16 protein-coding genes are annotated in these 16739 nt (G+C 74.3%); 12 read left to right on the plus strand and 4 right to left on the minus strand.

The window, feature by feature from the left end:
* The first annotated feature begins 48 nt into the window (after nucleotides 1-48).
* The 7 genes from ligD to msrA all read left to right on the plus strand — a co-directional run bounded on the left by ligD (nucleotide 49) and on the right by msrA (nucleotide 6717).
* Nucleotides 49-2085 (plus strand): DNA ligase D, encoded by a 2037-nt coding sequence (gene ligD / locus LWC33_RS00360; RefSeq protein ID WP_233302077.1) that lies wholly within the window; start codon nucleotides 49-51, stop codon nucleotides 2083-2085.
* A 130-nt stretch (nucleotides 2086-2215) separates the two neighbouring features.
* Nucleotides 2216-2863, plus strand: a complete 648-nt coding sequence (locus LWC33_RS00365) for a HemK2/MTQ2 family protein methyltransferase (protein WP_233302078.1) — start codon at nucleotides 2216-2218, stop codon at nucleotides 2861-2863.
* Nucleotides 2856-3065: a CDGSH iron-sulfur domain-containing protein gene (locus LWC33_RS00370; protein WP_233302079.1), complete on the plus strand. Its 210-nt coding sequence runs from the start codon at nucleotides 2856-2858 to the stop codon at nucleotides 3063-3065. The genes LWC33_RS00365 and LWC33_RS00370 overlap by 8 nt, the downstream gene beginning before the upstream one ends.
* The gene (locus LWC33_RS00375; protein ID WP_233302080.1) at nucleotides 3062-4090 is read left to right on the plus strand and encodes an iron-containing redox enzyme family protein; all 1029 of its coding nucleotides are present in this window, start codon (nucleotides 3062-3064) and stop codon (nucleotides 4088-4090) included. Before LWC33_RS00370 ends, LWC33_RS00375 begins: the two co-directional genes overlap by 4 nt.
* A 10-nt stretch (nucleotides 4091-4100) precedes the next feature.
* On the plus strand, nucleotides 4101-5072 hold the full coding sequence (locus tag LWC33_RS00380) for an L-histidine N(alpha)-methyltransferase (RefSeq protein WP_233302081.1): 972 nt from the start codon (nucleotides 4101-4103) through the stop codon (nucleotides 5070-5072).
* A gap of 119 nt (nucleotides 5073-5191) precedes the next feature.
* Nucleotides 5192-6106: an NADP-dependent oxidoreductase gene (locus LWC33_RS00385; protein WP_233302082.1), complete on the plus strand. Its 915-nt coding sequence runs from the start codon at nucleotides 5192-5194 to the stop codon at nucleotides 6104-6106.
* Nucleotides 6107-6201: 95 nt separating this feature from the next.
* On the plus strand, nucleotides 6202-6717 hold the full coding sequence (msrA, locus tag LWC33_RS00390) for a peptide-methionine (S)-S-oxide reductase MsrA (RefSeq protein ID WP_233302083.1): 516 nt from the start codon (nucleotides 6202-6204) through the stop codon (nucleotides 6715-6717).
* A gap of 57 nt (nucleotides 6718-6774) precedes the next feature.
* On the opposite strand, the gene LWC33_RS00395 is transcribed toward msrA, so the two are convergent.
* Entirely contained in the window at nucleotides 6775-8625 is a 1851-nt protein-coding gene (locus LWC33_RS00395) for a putative nucleotidyltransferase substrate binding domain-containing protein (protein WP_233302084.1), read from the minus strand.
* A gap of 118 nt (nucleotides 8626-8743) precedes the next feature.
* Nucleotides 8744-9727 (minus strand): beta-ketoacyl-ACP synthase III, encoded by a 984-nt coding sequence (locus LWC33_RS00400; protein WP_233302085.1) that lies wholly within the window; start codon nucleotides 9725-9727, stop codon nucleotides 8744-8746.
* Nucleotides 9728-9968: 241 nt separating this feature from the next.
* Here LWC33_RS00400 and LWC33_RS00405 point away from each other — a divergent pair, with 241 nt between their 5' ends.
* The 4 genes from LWC33_RS00405 to LWC33_RS00420 are packed head-to-tail and all read left to right on the plus strand — an operon-like array spanning nucleotide 9969 to nucleotide 13024.
* Nucleotides 9969-10475, plus strand: a complete 507-nt coding sequence (locus LWC33_RS00405; RefSeq protein ID WP_233302086.1) for an SRPBCC family protein — start codon at nucleotides 9969-9971, stop codon at nucleotides 10473-10475.
* Entirely contained in the window at nucleotides 10475-11530 is a 1056-nt protein-coding gene (locus tag LWC33_RS00410) for an LLM class flavin-dependent oxidoreductase (protein WP_233302087.1), read from the plus strand. Before LWC33_RS00405 ends, LWC33_RS00410 begins: the two co-directional genes overlap by 1 nt.
* Before the next feature lie 53 nt (nucleotides 11531-11583).
* Nucleotides 11584-12186 (plus strand): DUF1326 domain-containing protein, encoded by a 603-nt coding sequence (locus LWC33_RS00415; RefSeq protein ID WP_233302088.1) that lies wholly within the window; start codon nucleotides 11584-11586, stop codon nucleotides 12184-12186.
* 4 nt (nucleotides 12187-12190) lie between these two features.
* Complete coding sequence (locus LWC33_RS00420) at nucleotides 12191-13024, plus strand: DUF2182 domain-containing protein (RefSeq protein ID WP_233302089.1); 834 nt, start codon at nucleotides 12191-12193, stop codon at nucleotides 13022-13024.
* Here LWC33_RS00420 and LWC33_RS00425 read toward each other — a convergent pair.
* Nucleotides 13010-14692, minus strand: a complete 1683-nt coding sequence (locus tag LWC33_RS00425) for a sigma-54-dependent Fis family transcriptional regulator (RefSeq protein ID WP_233302090.1) — start codon at nucleotides 14690-14692, stop codon at nucleotides 13010-13012. The genes LWC33_RS00420 and LWC33_RS00425 overlap by 15 nt on opposite strands.
* A gap of 127 nt (nucleotides 14693-14819) precedes the next feature.
* Nucleotides 14820-14969 carry a hypothetical protein gene (locus tag LWC33_RS00430; RefSeq protein ID WP_233302091.1) on the minus strand — a complete coding sequence of 50 codons (150 nt, stop codon included), beginning with the start codon at nucleotides 14967-14969 and terminating at the stop codon, nucleotides 14820-14822.
* A gap of 217 nt (nucleotides 14970-15186) precedes the next feature.
* On the opposite strand from LWC33_RS00430, the gene LWC33_RS00435 reads away from it, so the two are divergent.
* The gene (locus LWC33_RS00435) at nucleotides 15187-16710 is read left to right on the plus strand and encodes a catalase (protein WP_233302092.1); all 1524 of its coding nucleotides are present in this window, start codon (nucleotides 15187-15189) and stop codon (nucleotides 16708-16710) included.
* Nucleotides 16711-16739 lie beyond the last annotated feature (29 nt).

A 16739-nucleotide genomic window follows, 5' to 3' on the forward strand; every position in this document is an offset into this window, starting at 1 on the left:
GGGTGGTCCACGGTGGCCGGACGACCGCGGAGTGGGCACTGTGGTCCCGTGCCCACCTCCCGCCCGCGCGGCGACGACGAGCTGCGCCCCATGCTGGCCACGGCCGGGCCGCCGCCGGCGGACCCGGGATGGGCCGTGGAGTTCAAATGGGACGGCGTGCGGGCGCTCGTGGTCGTCGAGGACGGGGACGTGCGCTTCGTGAGCCGCAACGGCAACGACGTCACCGGTGGCTACCCCGAGCTGGTCGCGGCGGTGCCGACCGACCGGGACCTGGTGCTCGACGGCGAGATCGTGGCCCTCGACGCCGCCGGCCGGCCGGACTTCGGGCTGTTGCAGAACCGCATGCACGTGCGGAACCCGCCGGCCACGCTGCTGGACGCGGTCCCGGTGGAGCTCTACGTGTTCGACGTGCTGCGGATCGACGGCGAGTGGCACCTCCAGGAGTCCTACGACGACCGCCGCGGGCGGCTCGAGGCCCTCGGCGCGGCGGAGTGGCGCCGGGTGTCGATGCCGCCCTCGTTCACGGACGTCCCGCCGGCCGAGGTGCTGGAGGTGGCGCGCGCGCACCGGCTGGAGGGGATCGTCGCGAAACGGCGCACCTCACGGTACGAGCCGGGGCGGCGCGCCGCGGCGTGGGTGAAGACGGCGCTGTTCCACGGCCAGGAGGTCGTGCTCGGCGGGTGGACCCCCGGGCGCGGCAACCGCGGCTCCACCCTGGGGTCGCTGCTGCTCGGGGCGCACGACGCCGACGGCCGGCTGCGCTACGTCGGCAACGTCGGCACCGGCTTCACCGAGGCCGCCCTACGGGCGCTGCTGGACCGGATGGCGCCGCTGCGCCGGGCGGCGAGCCCGTTCGACGAGCCCGTCCCGCGCGACCAGTCCCGCGGCGTCACCTGGATCGAACCGTGCCTGGTCGGCGAGGTCGAGTACCGCACCCTGACCCACGACGGGCGCCTGCGGCACTCGGTGTGGCGGGGCCTGCGGCCCGACCGCGAGCCGGAGGAGGTGGTGCTGCCCGCCCTGGCCGGCGGAGCGGCGCCCTCGGTGGGCCCGGACGGCACGCCGCCGGCCCGCACCGAGGACCGCATCCCGCCCGCGGCCCTGGGCGACGCCGACCCCGCCGACGCCGCCGAGCCCGCCGACACCGTGACCGCGGACGAGTTCGCCGCCCTGGACCTGCTGCGTCGCAAGGGCATCTGGGAGGTCGGGGGACGCGAGCTGGCGCTGACCAACCTGGACAAGGTGTTGTTCCCCGGCCGGCGGGAGGACCCGTTGACCAAGCGGGACGTCATCCGGCACTACGCCGGCGTGGCCCCGTGCCTCGTGCCCTACCTGCGCGACCGGCCGGTCAACCTGCACCGCTACCCCGACGGCGTCGACCGGCCGGGGTTCTGGCAGAAGGAGGTCCCGTCGCACGCGCCCGAGTGGCTGCGGCGCTGGCGGAACCCGGAGGCCGAGCCGGGGGAGACGCAGGTCTACGCGGTGGTCGACGCCGCCGCCGCGCTGGTCTGGATGGCCAACTACGGGGCCCTCGAGCTGCACCCGTGGACCTCCGCCCTGCACGACGTGCACCAGCCGAGCTGGGCGCTGATCGACATCGACCCCGGCACGAACAGCACGTTCGCCGACGTCCTGGTGCTGGCCCGGCTGTACCGCACCGCGCTCGACCACCTCGGCGTCCGCGCCGCGCCCAAGGTCACCGGCAAGCGTGGCGTGCAGATCTGGGTGCCGGTGGAGAGCGGCTACACGTTCGCCGACACCCGGCGCTGGGTGGAGCGGCTGTCGAAGGCGGTGGGTCGCATGGTCCCGGAGCTGGTCACGTGGGAGTGGTACACCGATCGCCGGTCCGGTCTGATGCGCCTCGACTACACCCAGAACGCGATCAACAAGACGCTCGTCGCCCCGTTCAGCATCCGGCCCGCGCCCGACGCGCCCGTCTCCGTGCCCATCGAGTGGGACGAGCTCGACGACCCGGACCTGCGCCCGGACCGCTGGACGGTGCGGACGCTGCCGGACCGCCTCGCGGCGCACGCCGACCCGCTCCGCCCGCTGATCGGGCTCCCGCAGACCCTGCCGCCCTTGTAGGTCACGCCGGTGAGGAAGTGGTCGGCGGAGTCGGCATATCCGGCGTCCGGACGGGTAGCTCCCTTTTTGTCGCCCACCACCCGCCCCCTCCGCCCCCGGCGACGGGCCCGACGACAGGCAGGACCCCGACGTGATCCTCTTCTGCCCGCCCGGCGTCTACCGGGCCCAGTCCGACACCGAGCTGCTCTCGGGCCGGCTGTCCCGGCATGCCACCGGTCGGGACGTCCTGGACCTCGGCACCGGCACCGGGGCGCTGGCCCTCGCCGCGTGGCGCGAGGGCGCGGCGTCCGTGACCGCCGTCGACCTCTCCCGGCGCTGCGTCGCCGCGACCCGGGTGAACTGCCTGATCCACGGGGCCGCCGTGCGCGTGCACCGCGGAGACCTGTTCGGGCCGGTCGGCGGCCGCCGGTTCGGGATGATCGTGGCGAACCCGCCGTACGTACCGTCGGAGAGCACCGTGCTGCCCCGGCACACCCCGGGTCGCAGCTGGGACGCCGGGCCCGACGGGCGCGCGATCCTGGACCGGATCTGCGACGGCGCCGCCGACCACCTCGAGCCCGACGGCGTGGTGCTGATCGTGCACTCGCAGGTCTGCGGCCCCGAGGCGACGGTCGAGCGGCTGGAGCGCACGGGTCTGGTGGCCGACGTCGTCGAACGTGCGCGGATCCCGTTCGGGCCGGTGATGCGCTCCCGGGCGACCATGCTGGAGAAGCGGGGGCTGATCGAGCCGGGCGACCGGCTGGAGGAGCTGGTGGTCGTGGAGGCACGCCATGGCTGAGCCCGGACCCACCCGGGTCCTGCTCACCGAGGAGGGTCCCGCCCTGATCTCCGGCCCCGTCGAGCTGGAGCTGCCCGACGGCACCCGCGTCCGCTCCGACCGGGCGGTCACGGCGGTCTGCCACTGCCGGCGCAGCAAGCGCTACCCGATCTGCGACGCCAGCCACCGGCGCAAGGTGCGGCAGGAGGGACCCGACGCGTGACCGCGACCCTCGAACCGAACTTCCTGCAGCAGGTGGCGGCGCCGGACCTGCCCGCGCCCCGCGGGCCGCTGTCCGAGGCGGTCGTCGAGGCACTGCGCGGGGGCCCGCTCCGCCCGGTGGACCCGGCCGGCGCCGAGCCGTACGGCGACGACCTGCAGCTGGCCCTGCACTGCTGCTACGAGCTGCACTACCGGGGCTTCGCCGGGGTCGACGCCGAGCGGGAGTGGGACCCGGAGGTGCTGGGCCTGCGCCGCGAGCTGGAACGGGTCTTCCTGGCCGCGCTGCGCGCCGATGTGGAGCCGGGCGAGAACGTGCCGGCCGAGGTCGATGCGCTGCTCGTCGAGCCCGTCGGGCCGGGGGTGCGCGGGGTGTCGCACCACCTGCAGCGCGAGGGGACGCTCGAGCAGCTGCGCGAGTACGTGGCGCACCGCTCGATCTACCACCTCAAGGAGGCCGACCCGCAGGCCTGGGCGATCCCGCGGCTCAACGGGGCGGCCAAGGCCGGGCTGGTCACCGTGGAGCACGACGAGTACGGCTCCGGCCGGCCCGAGCGCATGCACGCGCTGCTGTTCGCCGAGATGATGACCGAGCTCGGGCTCTCCGACGCGTACGGCGCCTACGTCGAGCACGTGCCGGGCGAGACCCTGGCCGAGGTCAACCTGATGTCGCTGTGCGGGCTGCACCGCAGCCTGCGCGGCGCGTCGGTCGGGCAGTTCGCGATGGTGGAGCTGACGTCGTCGCCGGGTTCGGAACGCCTGGTCCGCGGCATGCGCCGGCTGGAGTGCGGCCCCGCCTCGATCCGGTTCTACGACGAGCACGTGGAGGCCGACGCCGTGCACGAGCAGGTCGTGCGGCGCGGGGTGCTCGCCCCGCTGCTGGAGGCCGAGCCGGAGCTGGCCGCCGACGTCGTGTTCGGGATCCGGGCGAGCCTCTTCCTAGGCGAGCGGATGGGGGAGCGGCTGCTCGGCTGCTGGGACCGGGGGGAGACCAGCCTGCGGATGCCGCTGGCGCCCGGCCGCCCCTAGCCTCCGGGGCGTGCCCCCGCCCGACACCGCCGTCCTGGCCGTCGACGACGCGTTCTGGGACGACGGCGCCCAGCTGACGGAGTGCCTGCGCGAGCCGGTGCCCCGCATCCCGCCGCACTTCGGGTACGACGCGCTCGGGTCGCAGCTGTTCGAGGCGATCACCGAGCTGCCGACCTACTACCTGACGCGGGTGGAGCGGGCGATGCTCGAGCGGCACGCCGGGGAGATCGCGGCCGCGCTGGACACCCCGCGGCTGGCCGAGCTGGGCAGCGGTAGCGGGAAGAAGACCCGGCTGCTGCTCGACGCGTGCCTGCGCCGGCGCCCGACCACGTACCTGCCCGTCGACGTCAGCCGGGAGATGCTGGAGCACAGCGCCGCCACGCTCACGGTCGCGCTTCCCGCGCTGGTGGTGCGCGGGCTCTGGGGACGGTACGAGGCGGGTCTGGCGCAGCTGCGGACCGACGGGGAGCCGGTCGTCGTCGCATTCCTCGGCAGCAACGTCGGCAACACGACCCCCGCCGAGCGCGCGGCCCTGTTCGCCGAGGTCGCCGCCGCGCTGCGGCCGGGCGACGGCTTCCTCGTCTCGGCGGACCTGGTCAAGCCGCCGGCGGCGCTGGAGCGCTGCTACAACGACCCGCCGGGGTACGACGCCTTCCGCCGGTTCCGGCTCAACCACCTGAGCCACCTCAACCGTCGCTTCGGGGCCGACTTCGGACTGGAGAACTACGAGCCGCGCGCGCATGCCGTCGGGCCGGTCGTCGAGGGGCACCTGTACGCGCTCACCGACCACACGGCCGTGTTGCCGGCGCTCGGCGCCGAGCTGGAGCTGCGCCGCGGAGATTCGATCAACGTCGGCTTCTCGGCGAAGTTCACGCCCGAGGGGCTGGCCACCGAGCTCGCCCCGCACGGCTTCGCGCTGCAGACCGCGTGGGTCGACGACGCAGAGCCGTACGGGATCTTCCTCCACCGGCTTGCTGCGTGATCAGGTCCAACGCGTTTCGGCACCCAGAGCCAGGTGCGCCAGGGGGTGCTCAGGTCGGCGGGGGCCGGGTCACTTCTCCGGCGGGGTGCGATCATCGGGTCGCTGCGGAAGGAGAATCGATGCGGGCGTACGGCTTCACGGCGGTGGGCGGACCGGAGAACGAGGCGTTCCTCGAGGTCCCGGTCCCGGAGCCCGGTCCCGGCGAGCTGCGGGTGCGGGTGCGCGCGGCGGGGGTGAACCCGGGGGACTGGCGGCTGCGCGAGGGCTCGTACGGCACGGCCGGCCCGGCGGTGCTCGGCCGGGAGGTCGCCGGCACCGTCACCGCCGTGGGCCCCGGCGTCGAGGCGTTCGCGGAGGGCGACGAGGTCTTCGGCGGCTGCCCCGGCATGGTCGGCGGCTGGGCCGAGGAGGCCCTGGTCACGGCCTCGTTCGCGGCGCTCCGGCCGGAGGCCGTCCCGCCGGAGGCCGCGGCGGCGCTGCCGGTCGCGGCCGGCACGGCCTACGACGCGCTCGAGAACCTCAGGCTCACCCCGGGCTCCACGCTGCTGGTCAACGGCGCGGGGGGCGGCGTCGGCGTTCCCGTGGTGCAGCTGGCCCGGGCCCGCGGGCTCCGGGTGGTCGGCACGGCGAGCCCCGCCAAGCGCGACCTGGTCGCGGGGCTCGCCGCCACGCCGGTCGCCTACGGCGAGGGCGTGCTCGACCGGATCCGCGAGGCGGCGCCGCAGGGCGTCGACGCGGTGTTCGACATGGTCGGCGGCGAGGCCCTGCGCACCGTCGCCACGCTGCTCTCCGATCGCCGGAACCTGCTGTCGGTCGCGGACAAGCCGCTGGTCAAGGAGCTCGGCGGGCGCGACGTGGAGCGCGACCGCAGCACGGCGGTGCTCACCGCCCTGGTCCGGCTGGTCGAGGAGGGCGCGCTCGACCCCCACGTCACGCGCGTGCTGCCGCTCGACGAGGCCGGGGCGGCGCTCGCCGAGGTGGAGGCGGGGCACGCACAGGGCAAGGTGGTGCTGGTGATGACGCCCGGCGGCTGAGCCGGCGCGATCGCCGGGGCGCCCGGCGTGCGGGACTATCGGGCGACACCGAACCGTTGACGAGCGTGGGACTGCACGACGAGAAGGGAGCAGTGATGAGCCGCTACGAGAAGGCGATCCTGGCAGGGGGCTGCTTCTGGGGCATGCAGGACCTCATCCGCAAGCAGCCGGGCGTGGTGTCCACCCGCGTCGGCTACACGGGCGGGGACGTCCCGAACGCCACCTACCGCAACCACGGCACGCACGCCGAGGGCATCGAGATCGTGTTCGACCCGGAGCGGACCAGCTACCGCGCGCTGCTGGAGTTCTTCTTCCAGATCCACGACCCGACCACGAAGGACCGGCAGGGCAACGACATCGGCATGTCCTACCGCTCCGCGATCTACTACACCGACGACGAGCAGAAGCGCGTCGCCGAGGACACGATCGCCGACGTCGACGCGTCCGGGCTCTGGCCGGGGAAGGTCGTGACCGAGGTCGAGCCGGCCGGGGACTTCTGGGAGGCCGAGCCCGAGCACCAGGACTACCTGGAGCGCATCCCGTGGGGCTACACCTGCCACTTCCCGCGCCCGGACTGGGTGCTGCCGAAGCGGGCCGAGTCGAAGGCCTGATCCCTCGCGCACGGCGCTCTCGCCCACTGCTGGTGAGCGAGGGCGCCGTTCGCGTTCTCAGGCGTGGTCCGGGCGTCCCCACTCCTGGGGGGAGGTGTACTGCAGCAGGTTGTAGAGCCGCTTCTGCACGGTCGCGATCTCCCGGACCGACTGCGCGACCAGGCTGCGGTCGAGCGGGGCGAGGCGGCGCATCCACACGACGTCGGACACCGGCTCGCCCCGGTCGAACTGGGCGAGCTGCTGGCGCAGCCGCACCCGCTGGAGCACCTCGAACACCTCGATCAGCGTCGCGCCCTGGTCGCGGGACAGCAGCATCGACCCGGCGGCCGCCGCCAGCCGGGCCCGCGTCGACAGCTCGGGGGAGCGCACGCTGAGCGCCGCCCACCGGGCGATCTCGACGACCGGGCGCAGGGCGTGGGCCTTGAGGTCGAACGTTCCGCCGCGCCCCGCGAGCACGTCGCGCACCGAGCGCAGCTGCGCCCGGTGCGACAGCGACTCGCGGACCAGCAGCTTCATGGTCGCCGGGTGGTGGCGCACGCCGGCGAACACCTCGGTGACCACGGGCCGGGCCGGGTCGCCCTGGATCGGTCGCCCGTCGAGCAGCAGGGACGCCATGAGCATCCCCTGGCCGTCGAGCGGCGAGACCAGCCACTGCTCGGCCGCGGTGCGCCACTGCGCCCGGGTGCGCGCGAAGGCGGGCGACGCCGGGGTGGCGCCGTGGGCGTCGACCCGCAGGCCCGCGCGGCGCAGGACGGCGGCGACCTCGGCGAACGCAGCCCGGTAGGCCGCCGCCCGCCGCGCGTCGACGGACTCCGCGAACACCACGGCCGAGTCGATGTCCGAGCCGAGGGTGGGCTCGCGGCGGGCGTTGCTGCCCAGGAGCATCCAGGTGACCTCGGCCTCGTCGAGGTCCGGACGCCCGCCGAGGACCAGGGTCAGGACCCGTCGCATCACGGCGTCGACCACCGTGGAGTAGACCGCCGTCGTGTCCGAGGCCTCCCGGCGCTGCCGGACGAGGTCGCCCAGCAGCAGGGGGAGGCCGCGCGCGAGGGTCACGACGTCGTCGAGTCGCTCCGCACGCACCACCTGCTCGCGCAGCACCACCCCGGCGGCCGACGGCGAGGCGAGGAAGTCCTGCGGGTCGACCGCGCCGCAGAGCCTGCCGTCGGCGTCGACGACCAGCAGCAGGTCGAGCCGGTCCTCGGTGAGCTCCTGCAGCACGTCGACGGTCGGTGTGCCGGCCCGCACGGTGCGCGCCGCCGGCTGCATCACCTCGGTGACGGGGGTGTCGCCGGGCCGTCCCTCCGCCACGACCCGCGCCCGCAGGACGGCGTCGGTGACCAGCCCGAACCGGCCCTCGCCGACCGGGACGGCGAGGTAGGCCGCGCGGCGTTCGGTCATCAGCCGCGCCGCCTCGGCCACCGTGGTCGCCGGCGTGCCGAGCACCGGCTCGGACACGACCAGCTCGTCGACGGTCCGGAACCGGGGCGCGGGGCCGGCGTGGTTGCGGGCGGCGAACAGGTCGTGGGCCAACAGCCGGACGCCGGCGGGGGAGGAGAACGACGAGGCCACGGCCTTGCGCGGGATCCGCACGAGCCGGACGGGGCCGAGCGCGACGGCCCGCGGCCCGACGGCGGCCCCGGTGAGCACCGAGGTCTGCCCGAAGACCCCGCCGCGGCCGACGGTCTCGTCGGCGGGCCGGTCGCAGGCGTCGTCGACGGTCCACATCTCGACCTGCCCGGACAGCACGACGTGCACCGCCTCGGCGGCGTGCGCGAACGCGTCCAGGATCTGCGCCCCGGTCGGGTGGTCGACGATCTCGGCCGCGTCGGCGACCCGGCGCAGCTCGCGCTCCGGGAGCGAGCCGAACGGCGCGGTCCGCGCCAGGAAGCCCGCGAGATCCTCCACGGGGGTCATCGTGTCAGGCGGCCGGCCTCGGGCGACCGGCATCGTGCCGGGATCCGCCGGGCGTCTACTCGCGCGGCCGAAGCGCACGGTCCCGGTGGGATCGGGGCCGGGACGACCGTCAGCCCAGCTCGGGCCAGGTGAGGGTGGCGGCGCCCCACGTGGCCCCGCCGCCGAACGCCGTGAGCACGACCTTCTCGCCGGCACGCAGGATCCCTCGTTCGTGCGCGTCGGACAGCGCGACGGGGATGGAGGCGGCGGCGGTGTTGCCCACACGGTCGAGGTTGGCCACCACCCGGTCCGCGGGCACGCCGAGCCGGTGCGCCACGGCGTCGAGGATGCGGCGGTTGGCCTGGTGCCCGACGAACCGCTCGACCTCGTCGACGGCCCAGCCGGTGCGCTCGAGGATCTCCCGGGTCGAGCGGGTCATCCGGTCCACGGCCTGCCGGTACACGGCCTGGCCCTGCATGGTGAACCAACGCTCGTCGGAGCCGGGCTCGCGGGAGCCGCCGCCCGGCGTGATGATCAGGTCCTCCTGGCCGCCGTCGCTGCCGAGGACGATGTCGTGGACCGTCGGCCCGCCCCCGGCCCGGAGCACCACGGCACCGGCGCCGTCGCCGAACAGGAAGGCGGTCCGGCGGTCGGTGGGGTCGACGATGGTCGAGAACGTGTCCGCGGCGACCAGCAGCACCGACTCGGCCGCGCCGGCGGTGACCATCGCCGCGGCGGTGGACAGGCCGTAGAGGAACCCCGAGCACACGGCGTTGACGTCGAACGCCGGCACCGTGCCGAGGCCCAGCCGGTGGGCGACGAGCGGGGCGGTGGCCGGACAGGTCCGGTCCGGGGTGGTGGTGGCGAGCACGACCAGGTCGACCTCGCCGCTGCCGCCCGAGCGCAGGTCGGCCTTGAGCGCGCGGGCCCCCGCCTCCGCGGCCAGGTCCGAGGTCGCCGTGCCGGGGTCGACGTGGTGCCGGGTGGCGATGCCGCTGCGGGTCCGGATCCACTCGTCGGACGTGTCCAGCGTCGCGGCGAGGTCGTCGTTGGTGACGACCCGGGCGGGCAAGGCGTGCCCGAGTCCGGTCAGGCGCAGAGCGCGGTCGTGCATTACGGGGCACCCGGTTCCGAGTCGGCGGCGGCGGACCGGTCCGAGTCTCCTGCCTCCCTCGCGTGCCCACAACCGGGCTGTGACCTGCGGATCTTCGAAGCAGCGCTCTACTGGTCGGTAGGGCGATGCGACGTTGGACCGACCGGCGGCGGCCGGACGGCCACGTGGGTTTTCCTGCGAAACCCTACGTGCGAGACTGGGGCGGCCGACGTCCCCGAGAACGAGACGAGGAGGGACCCCGATGGAGTGGACCGGAGCCCGCTACGCCGACCTGCCGACCGTGGAGGTCGAGACCTGGGTGGACGCGCCGCCGGAGCGGGTGTGGCCCGCGGTCGTCGACGTCGAGTCGATGCCCGGGCAGAGCCCCGAGGTGCAGCGGGTGGAATGGCTGGAGGGCGGCGCCCCGGCGGTGGGGGCGCGCTTCCGGGGCCACAACGCGCACGAGGCGCTGGGGGAGTGGTCCACGGTCTCGCACGTCGTGGAGTGCGAGGAGCCGCGCGTGTTCGCGTGGGCGGTCGAGGACCCGGAGAACCCCACCGCGACCTGGCGCTTCACCCTTGAACCCGCCGACGGCGGCACCCGGCTGCGGCAGTGGGTGCGGATGGGCCCGGCGCCGTCGGGGCTGAGCCTGGCGATCGACCGCATGCCGGACAAGGAGCAGAAGATCGTCTTCGTCCGGCTGCGGGAGTTCGAGGCGAACATGGCCGGGACGGTCGAGGCGATCAAGAAGCGCGTCGAGGGCGCGTGATGCGCACCGCCACCACGGTCGAGGGGTCGGGCGGCGACGTCCGAGAGACCGTCGAGTTCGTCGTCGAGGCGGAGAAGCTCGGCATGGACGCCGTGTTCGTCGCCGAGGCCTGGGGTTCCGACGCCCCGTCCGTGCTGGGCCACCTCGCGGCGCGCACGGAGCGGATCACCCTCGGCTCGGGGATCGTGCAGGTCGGCACGCGTACGCCGGTGGCGATCGCGCAGGCCGCACTCACGCTGGCCGACCTGTCGGAGGGGCGGTTCGTCCTGGGCCTCGGCGCCTCCGGCCCCCAGGTGCTGGAGGGGCTGCACGGCGTCCCGTTCGCCCGTCCGCTCACCCGGACCCGCGAGGCGATCGCGGTGATCCGGCAGGCGTTCGCGGGGGAGAAGATCGCTCTCGACGGCGAGACGGTGCACATCCCGCTGCCCGGCGGGGAGGGGCGGCCGATGCGGCTGTCCACCGCGCCGAACCCGGACATCCCGATCTACCTCGCCGCCCTGTCCCCGCGGATGCTGCGGCTCACCGGCGAGACGGCCGACGGCTGGCTGGGCACGAGCTTCGTCCCCGAAGGCGCCTCGGCGTACTTCGGCCCGCTCGACGAGGGGCTGGCCGCTGCCGGCCGCACCCGCGCCGACCTCGACGTCTGCCAGGGCGCCGAGGTGGCCTTCGCCGCCGACGAGGACGAGCTGCGCGGCATGGTCGCCGAGCGGAAGCAGGGGCTGGCGTTCAGCCTGGGCGGCATGGGCTCTGCGGCCACCAACTTCTACAACGCCGCCTACAGCCGGCAGGGCTGGGCCGACGTCGCCGCCGAGGTCCGGGAGCGGTGGCAGGCCGGCGACCGCACCGGCGCCGCCGCGCTCGTCACGGACGAGATGGTGCTGGGCACCACCCTCATCGGGACCGAGGAGGGGGTCCGCGCCCGCCTGCGGGTCTGGCGCGACGCCGGCGTCGACACCGTGCGGCTCTACCCCGCCGGACGCACCCTCGACGAGCGGCTCACGACCCTGGGCCGGGCCCTCGACCTCGTGCGGGAGATCGGGCCGGCCGAACGTTGACCCGCCCGTGGGAGGCGGAGAACAATCGTCGCCCTCGCGGAGGGGGGCCGACGATGGCGTGGAACCTGAGGGGCCGGTACGTCGAGACGTGCTCGTGCGAGCTCATGTGTCCGTGCAACCTGACGTTCGACCACGGCGCCACCTACGACTTCTGCCGGGCGACCCTGGCCTTCGACATCGCCGAGGGCGAGATCGACGGCACGGACGTCCGGGGCCGCCGGGTCGTCGCGATCATCGACACGCCGAAGGTGATGACGGACGGCAACTGGCGCCTCGGGATGTTCGTCGACGACCAGGCCACCGACGAACAGTTCGACAAGCTGGTGAAGGTGTTCGGCGGGCAGCTCGGCGGCCCGATGGCCGCGCTGGCCCCGCTCGTCGGCGAGGTCGTCGGGGTCGAGCGTGCCGCGATCGAGCTCGACCACGACGGGCTGCGGCACAGCGTGCGCGTCGCGGACTCGATCGACTTCGAGGTCGAGGACATCGTGCCGTTCGGCGTCGAGGACGGGCGGCCGGTGCGGTTCGACGGCATGTTCCACCCGGTCGGCTCGAACCTGACCATGGCCGAGGCCCGGCGCTCGCGGATCGACGCCTTCGGTATCCGGTACGAGGGCAGGACGGGGCTGTCCACGTCCGACTTCTCGTGGGCAGCCTGACGCGATGAGCGCTCCGGCGCAGGACCGCCCGGCCGGAACCGGCGGCGGTCTCGCGCCGGCCTACGCCGCCGTCCGTACCCGGCTCGGACTGGTCGTCCTCCTCTTCGCCCTCGCGGCGCTCGCCTGGTGGTCGACGGCCAGGCAGATGAGCGGCATGGACCAGGGGCCGTGGACGAGTCTGGGTGGGCTCGGCTGGTTCCTCGGCATCTGGGTCGTGATGATGGCCGCGATGATGTTCCCCTCGGTCTCCCCGACGGTCGCGCTCTACTCGCGGTTGACCAGGAGGCGCTCCCCGGCGTCGCCCCTGCTGTTCACCGCGGGATACGTGCTGACCTGGTCGGCCGCCGGTCTGGGCGCCTTCGTGATCGCTACGCTGGCCGGGCACGTCCCTGGGGACGTCCTGATGTGGGACCGGGCGGGACGCTGGATCGCCGGGGGCACGCTCGTCGTCGCCGCCGTGTACGAGCTGACGCCGCTCAAGGACGTCTGCCTCGCCAAGTGCACGAGCCCGCTCGGGTTCCTGCTCACCTCCTGGCGCGAGGGCCGCTGGGGCGCCCTCCGGATGGGTGCGCGCAACGGGGCCTGGTGCGTCGGGTGTTGCTGGGCGCTCATGGCGTCGCTGTTCGCGCTCGGGGTCATGAGCCTGATCTGGATGGCCGCCGTCGCCGGGCTCATCACCGTCGAGAAGACGCTGCCGTGGCGCCGGATCACGACCGTCGCGACGGCGGCCCTGCTGCTCGCGCTCGGTGTGCTGCTCCTCGTCGCCCCGGACGCGGTTCCGGCCCTCACCGTGCCCGGCTCCGGGTCGATGAACGGCATGCCGTCAGCGGTCTCCTGAGATCCCGTACTCGCGCAGCTTCCGGTAGAGGGAGGACCGGGCGATCTGCAGCCGGGCCGCGGCCGCGACCTTGTTGCCGCCGCAGTCCCGCAGCGCGTCCCGGATGGCGTCGGCCTCCGCGGCCTCCATCGGGGTGAGCCGGGTCCGCGGGGTCTCGGCGCGCAGCCGGCCGGGCAGGTCGTCGACATCGACGACGGCGCGGTCCTGCCGGGCGAGCCAGCGCGCCACCCCGGCGAGCTGGCGGAGGTTGCCCGGCCAGGGGTGCCGGCGGAGCAGCTCGGTCGCGGCCGGGGTGAGCCGCGGCCGCGGCGCGCGGCGGTCCACCGTGAGCGCGTCGAGCAGGCCGTCGAGCAGCGCGGGGATCTCGGCCGCCCGGCTGCGCAGCGGCGGGACGACGACGGCGTCCGGCCCGAACCGGTCGAGCAGCGCCTGCTGGGCCGACGTGGCCGCGGTGGGGTCGCCGGACCAGGTGCCGGCGATCCGGGCCGGGTGCCCGGCGGCGTCGTCGAGCAGGGCGCCGAGCGCCGCGCACCCCGCCTCGTCCAGCGCCTGGAGGTGGGTCAGCGCGACGCCGGAACGCTCGTGGAGCCCGTTCCGCACCGCGTCGAGCCAGGCCGGGAGACCCGCGGCGGGCACCCGCGCGGCGTCATGGACCGCCAGGCCCAGGCCGGTGAGCAGCGTGGTCTTGCCCGTGCCCGGCTCGCCGTGCACCAGCAGCGGCTCCACCCCGAGCCGCCGCCGCACGGTGTCGGCGAGCCCGTCGCCCGACGTGGCGGAGGCCGCCATGGCAGGGAGGGCCGGGCCGTCGGCGGCCTCGGGGACGGTCACGATCAGCCCGACCGTCCGGCCGGCCGACGTCACGGTGCGGCACCGGACCTCCGGACCGTCGGGGCCGGCGGGGACGGTCACCTCGGTGGCGCCGGCCAGCTCGTCCTGGGCGCGGGCCCACCAGGCGCGGTGGTCCAGCTCGAGGCGGGCGCCGGCGCGGTTGGCGATGAGGATGTCGCCGTCGAGCACCACGACCGCGGCGGAGCTGCGGCGACGGGCGCTGAGGTAGTGCCGGAACAGCTCGCGCTCCCGGGCGCTGCTTGTGCCGTAGAGCTCGGCCTCGATCTCCCGGACGAGCTTGAGCAGCGTGGGCCGGACCAGCGGGTTCGCGTCCTCGGCACGGCAGGTCATGTTGAGCGCGCCGAGCACGCGCCGGGTCATCGGGTGCCGCACCGGGGCCGCCGCGCAGCTGAACCCGTGCAGCGCCGCGGCGTAGTGGTCGGCCCCCGTCACGACGACCGGGCGCGCGGTCTCGAGCGCCGTGCCGATCCCATTGGTGCCGACGTGCTCCTCGGCCCACTGCGTGCCGACCACGACCGAGCGCCGGTCCAGCCGGCGGCGCAGGCCGTCGGTGTCCGTCCAGCGCCACAGGACCGTGCCGCCGGGGCCGGTGAGCATCAGGCTCGTGTCCGCGCCGACCAGGGTGTCGGCCGCCGCCTCCAGGACCGGGGTGGCGGTGCGGCTGAAGCGGCTCTCCTCGGGCTGCGCCTGCGGCAGCTCCAGCTGGTCGGGGTCGACCCCGGAGAGCCGCGACCGCCGCCAGGAGGCCACGATCTCCGGCCGGCGCGCGATGCGCTCGACCTCCCCGGCGAGCAGCCGCTCCCGGTCCCTGTCGATCACCCGTCGATCACCGTCCGCGTACCGCCTCCACACAGTCGCCGGTCGGCCCCGCCGCCGTCGCCGGACGTCCGACGCTACACGGCGGAAGAACGCCGATCACCTGGGCGAAAGGCGAGGGTCGGGCGGATCAGGAGAGCGCCCGTAGCTCGCCGCGGGCGGGTTCGGCCAGTGACCGCACCACGTCCCAGAGCTGGTCCTCGTCCATGGACATCACCGTCGGCGGTGCCGCGGCGACCGTCATGTCGTCGTTCTGGGGGAGCCGGTCGTCGTCGACCATCGTGCGTACCTCCGTGCTCGGGCAAGACGGTCACTACCCCCGCAACGAGCGCGGTATGCGGACCGGAGATACCCGGAATCCGGACGGGGGCCGAGCGGCGGAAGGAGGTTCACGCGCGCGAGGCCCGGGTACGCCACCCGCGTGTGGCGGCGCCCGGCGCCGCTCCTCGCCCACCACGCGAGCACCGAAGGCGACCCACGACGAGGAGGCGCACCCCGTGACGAGCACGCGCCCGAACCCCACCACGACCGACGCCGGCATCCCGGTCGAGAGCGACGAGCACTCGTTGACCGTCGGCCCGGGTGGCCCGATCCTGCTGCAGGACAGCTACCTCATCGAGCAGATGGCGCAGTTCAACCGGGAGCGCATCCCGGAGCGCCAGCCGCACGCGAAGGGCAGCGGGGCCTTCGGGACCTTCGAGGTGACCAACGACGTGAGCGCCTACACGAAGGCGGCGCTCTTCCAGCCGGGTGCGAAGACGGAGCTCGGCATCCGGTTCTCGACCGTCGCGGGGGAGCGTGGCAGCCCCGACACGTGGCGCGACCCCCGCGGGTTCGCGATCAAGTTCTACACGTCCGAGGGCAACTACGACATGGTCGGCAACAACACGCCGGTCTTCTTCATGAAGGACCCGATGAAGTTCCAGCACTTCATCCGGTCGCAGAAACGGCGCGCCGACAACAACCTGCGCGACCACGACATGCAGTGGGACTTCTGGACGCTCTCGCCGGAGTCCGCGCACCAGGTCACCTGGCTCATGGGCGACCGGGGCATCCCGCGCACGTGGCGGCACATGAACGGCTACACGAGCCACACCTACATGTGGATCAACGAGGCCGGCGAGCAGACCTGGGTCAAGTACCACTTCAAGACCGACCAGGGCGTCGAGTACTTCACCCAGCACGAGGCCGACCAGATGGCGGCGGCCGACACGGACTACCACACGCGCGACCTGTTCGAGCACATCCGCGACGGCGACTACCCGTCCTGGACGCTCCACGTCCAGCTCATGCCGTACGAGGACGCCAAGACGTACCGGTTCAACCCCTTCGACCTGACGAAGGTCTGGCCGCACGGCGACTACCCGCTGACCGAGGTCGGCCGGATGACGCTGAACCGCAACCCCACGGACAACCACACCGAGATCGAGCAGCTCGCGTTCCAACCGAACAACCTCGTGCCGGGCATCGGGCCGTCGCCGGACCGCATGCTGCTCGCGCGGCTGTTCTCCTACGCGGACGCCCACCGCCACCGCCTGGGCGGCAACTACCAGCAGATCCCGGTGAACGCCCCCGTCGTGCCCGTGCACTCGTACTCGAAGGACGGGGCGATGCGCATGCACAAGGTGTCCGACCCCGTCTACGCGCCGAACTCCTACGGCGGCCCGGCGGCGGACACCGAGCGCTACGGGCGGGTCCCGACCTGGCAGGTGGACGGCGAGCTCGTGCGCAGCGCCTACGTCGACCACGCCGAGGACGACGACTGGGGCCAGCCCGGCACGATGGTCCGCGAGGTGCTGGACGACGACGCCCGCGCCCGGCTGGTCGACAACGTCGTCGGGCACCTGCTCAACGGCGTGTCCGAGCCGGTCCTCGAGCGCGCCTTCGAGTACTGGCACAACATCGACAAGGAGATCGGCGACCGGATCGAGAGCGGCGTCCGGGAGAAGGCCTCCGAGACCGACCCGAAGGCCGACGACCAGGGCAACCCCGCCCGGAGGAGCATGCAGGCCAAGGCCTGACACAGGCCTGAACAGGTCCCGCAGGACCG

It is taken from the genome of Pseudonocardia terrae (genome assembly GCF_021343995.1).
Taxonomy (GTDB): Bacteria; Actinomycetota; Actinomycetes; order Mycobacteriales; family Pseudonocardiaceae; genus Pseudonocardia; species Pseudonocardia terrae.

Bases quoted from the DNA above. Each gene is read 5' to 3' on its own strand.
- LWC33_RS00430 (WP_233302091.1), bottom strand. From the start codon at position 14,969: ATGGTCGACGACGACCGGCTCCCCCAGAACGACGACATGACGGTCGCC.
- msrA (WP_233302083.1), top strand. From the start codon at position 6,202: ATGAGCCGCTACGAGAAGGCGATCCTGGCAGGGGGCTGCTTCTGGGGC.
- LWC33_RS00400 (WP_233302085.1), bottom strand. From the start codon at position 9,727: ATGCACGACCGCGCTCTGCGCCTGACCGGACTCGGGCACGCCTTGCCC.
- LWC33_RS00385 (WP_233302082.1), top strand. From the start codon at position 5,192: ATGCGGGCGTACGGCTTCACGGCGGTGGGCGGACCGGAGAACGAGGCG.
- LWC33_RS00415 (WP_233302088.1), top strand. From the start codon at position 11,584: ATGGCGTGGAACCTGAGGGGCCGGTACGTCGAGACGTGCTCGTGCGAG.
- LWC33_RS00405 (WP_233302086.1), top strand. From the start codon at position 9,969: ATGGAGTGGACCGGAGCCCGCTACGCCGACCTGCCGACCGTGGAGGTC.
- LWC33_RS00420 (WP_233302089.1), top strand. From the start codon at position 12,191: ATGAGCGCTCCGGCGCAGGACCGCCCGGCCGGAACCGGCGGCGGTCTC.
- LWC33_RS00410 (WP_233302087.1), top strand. From the start codon at position 10,475: ATGCGCACCGCCACCACGGTCGAGGGGTCGGGCGGCGACGTCCGAGAG.
- LWC33_RS00370 (WP_233302079.1), top strand. From the start codon at position 2,856: ATGGCTGAGCCCGGACCCACCCGGGTCCTGCTCACCGAGGAGGGTCCC.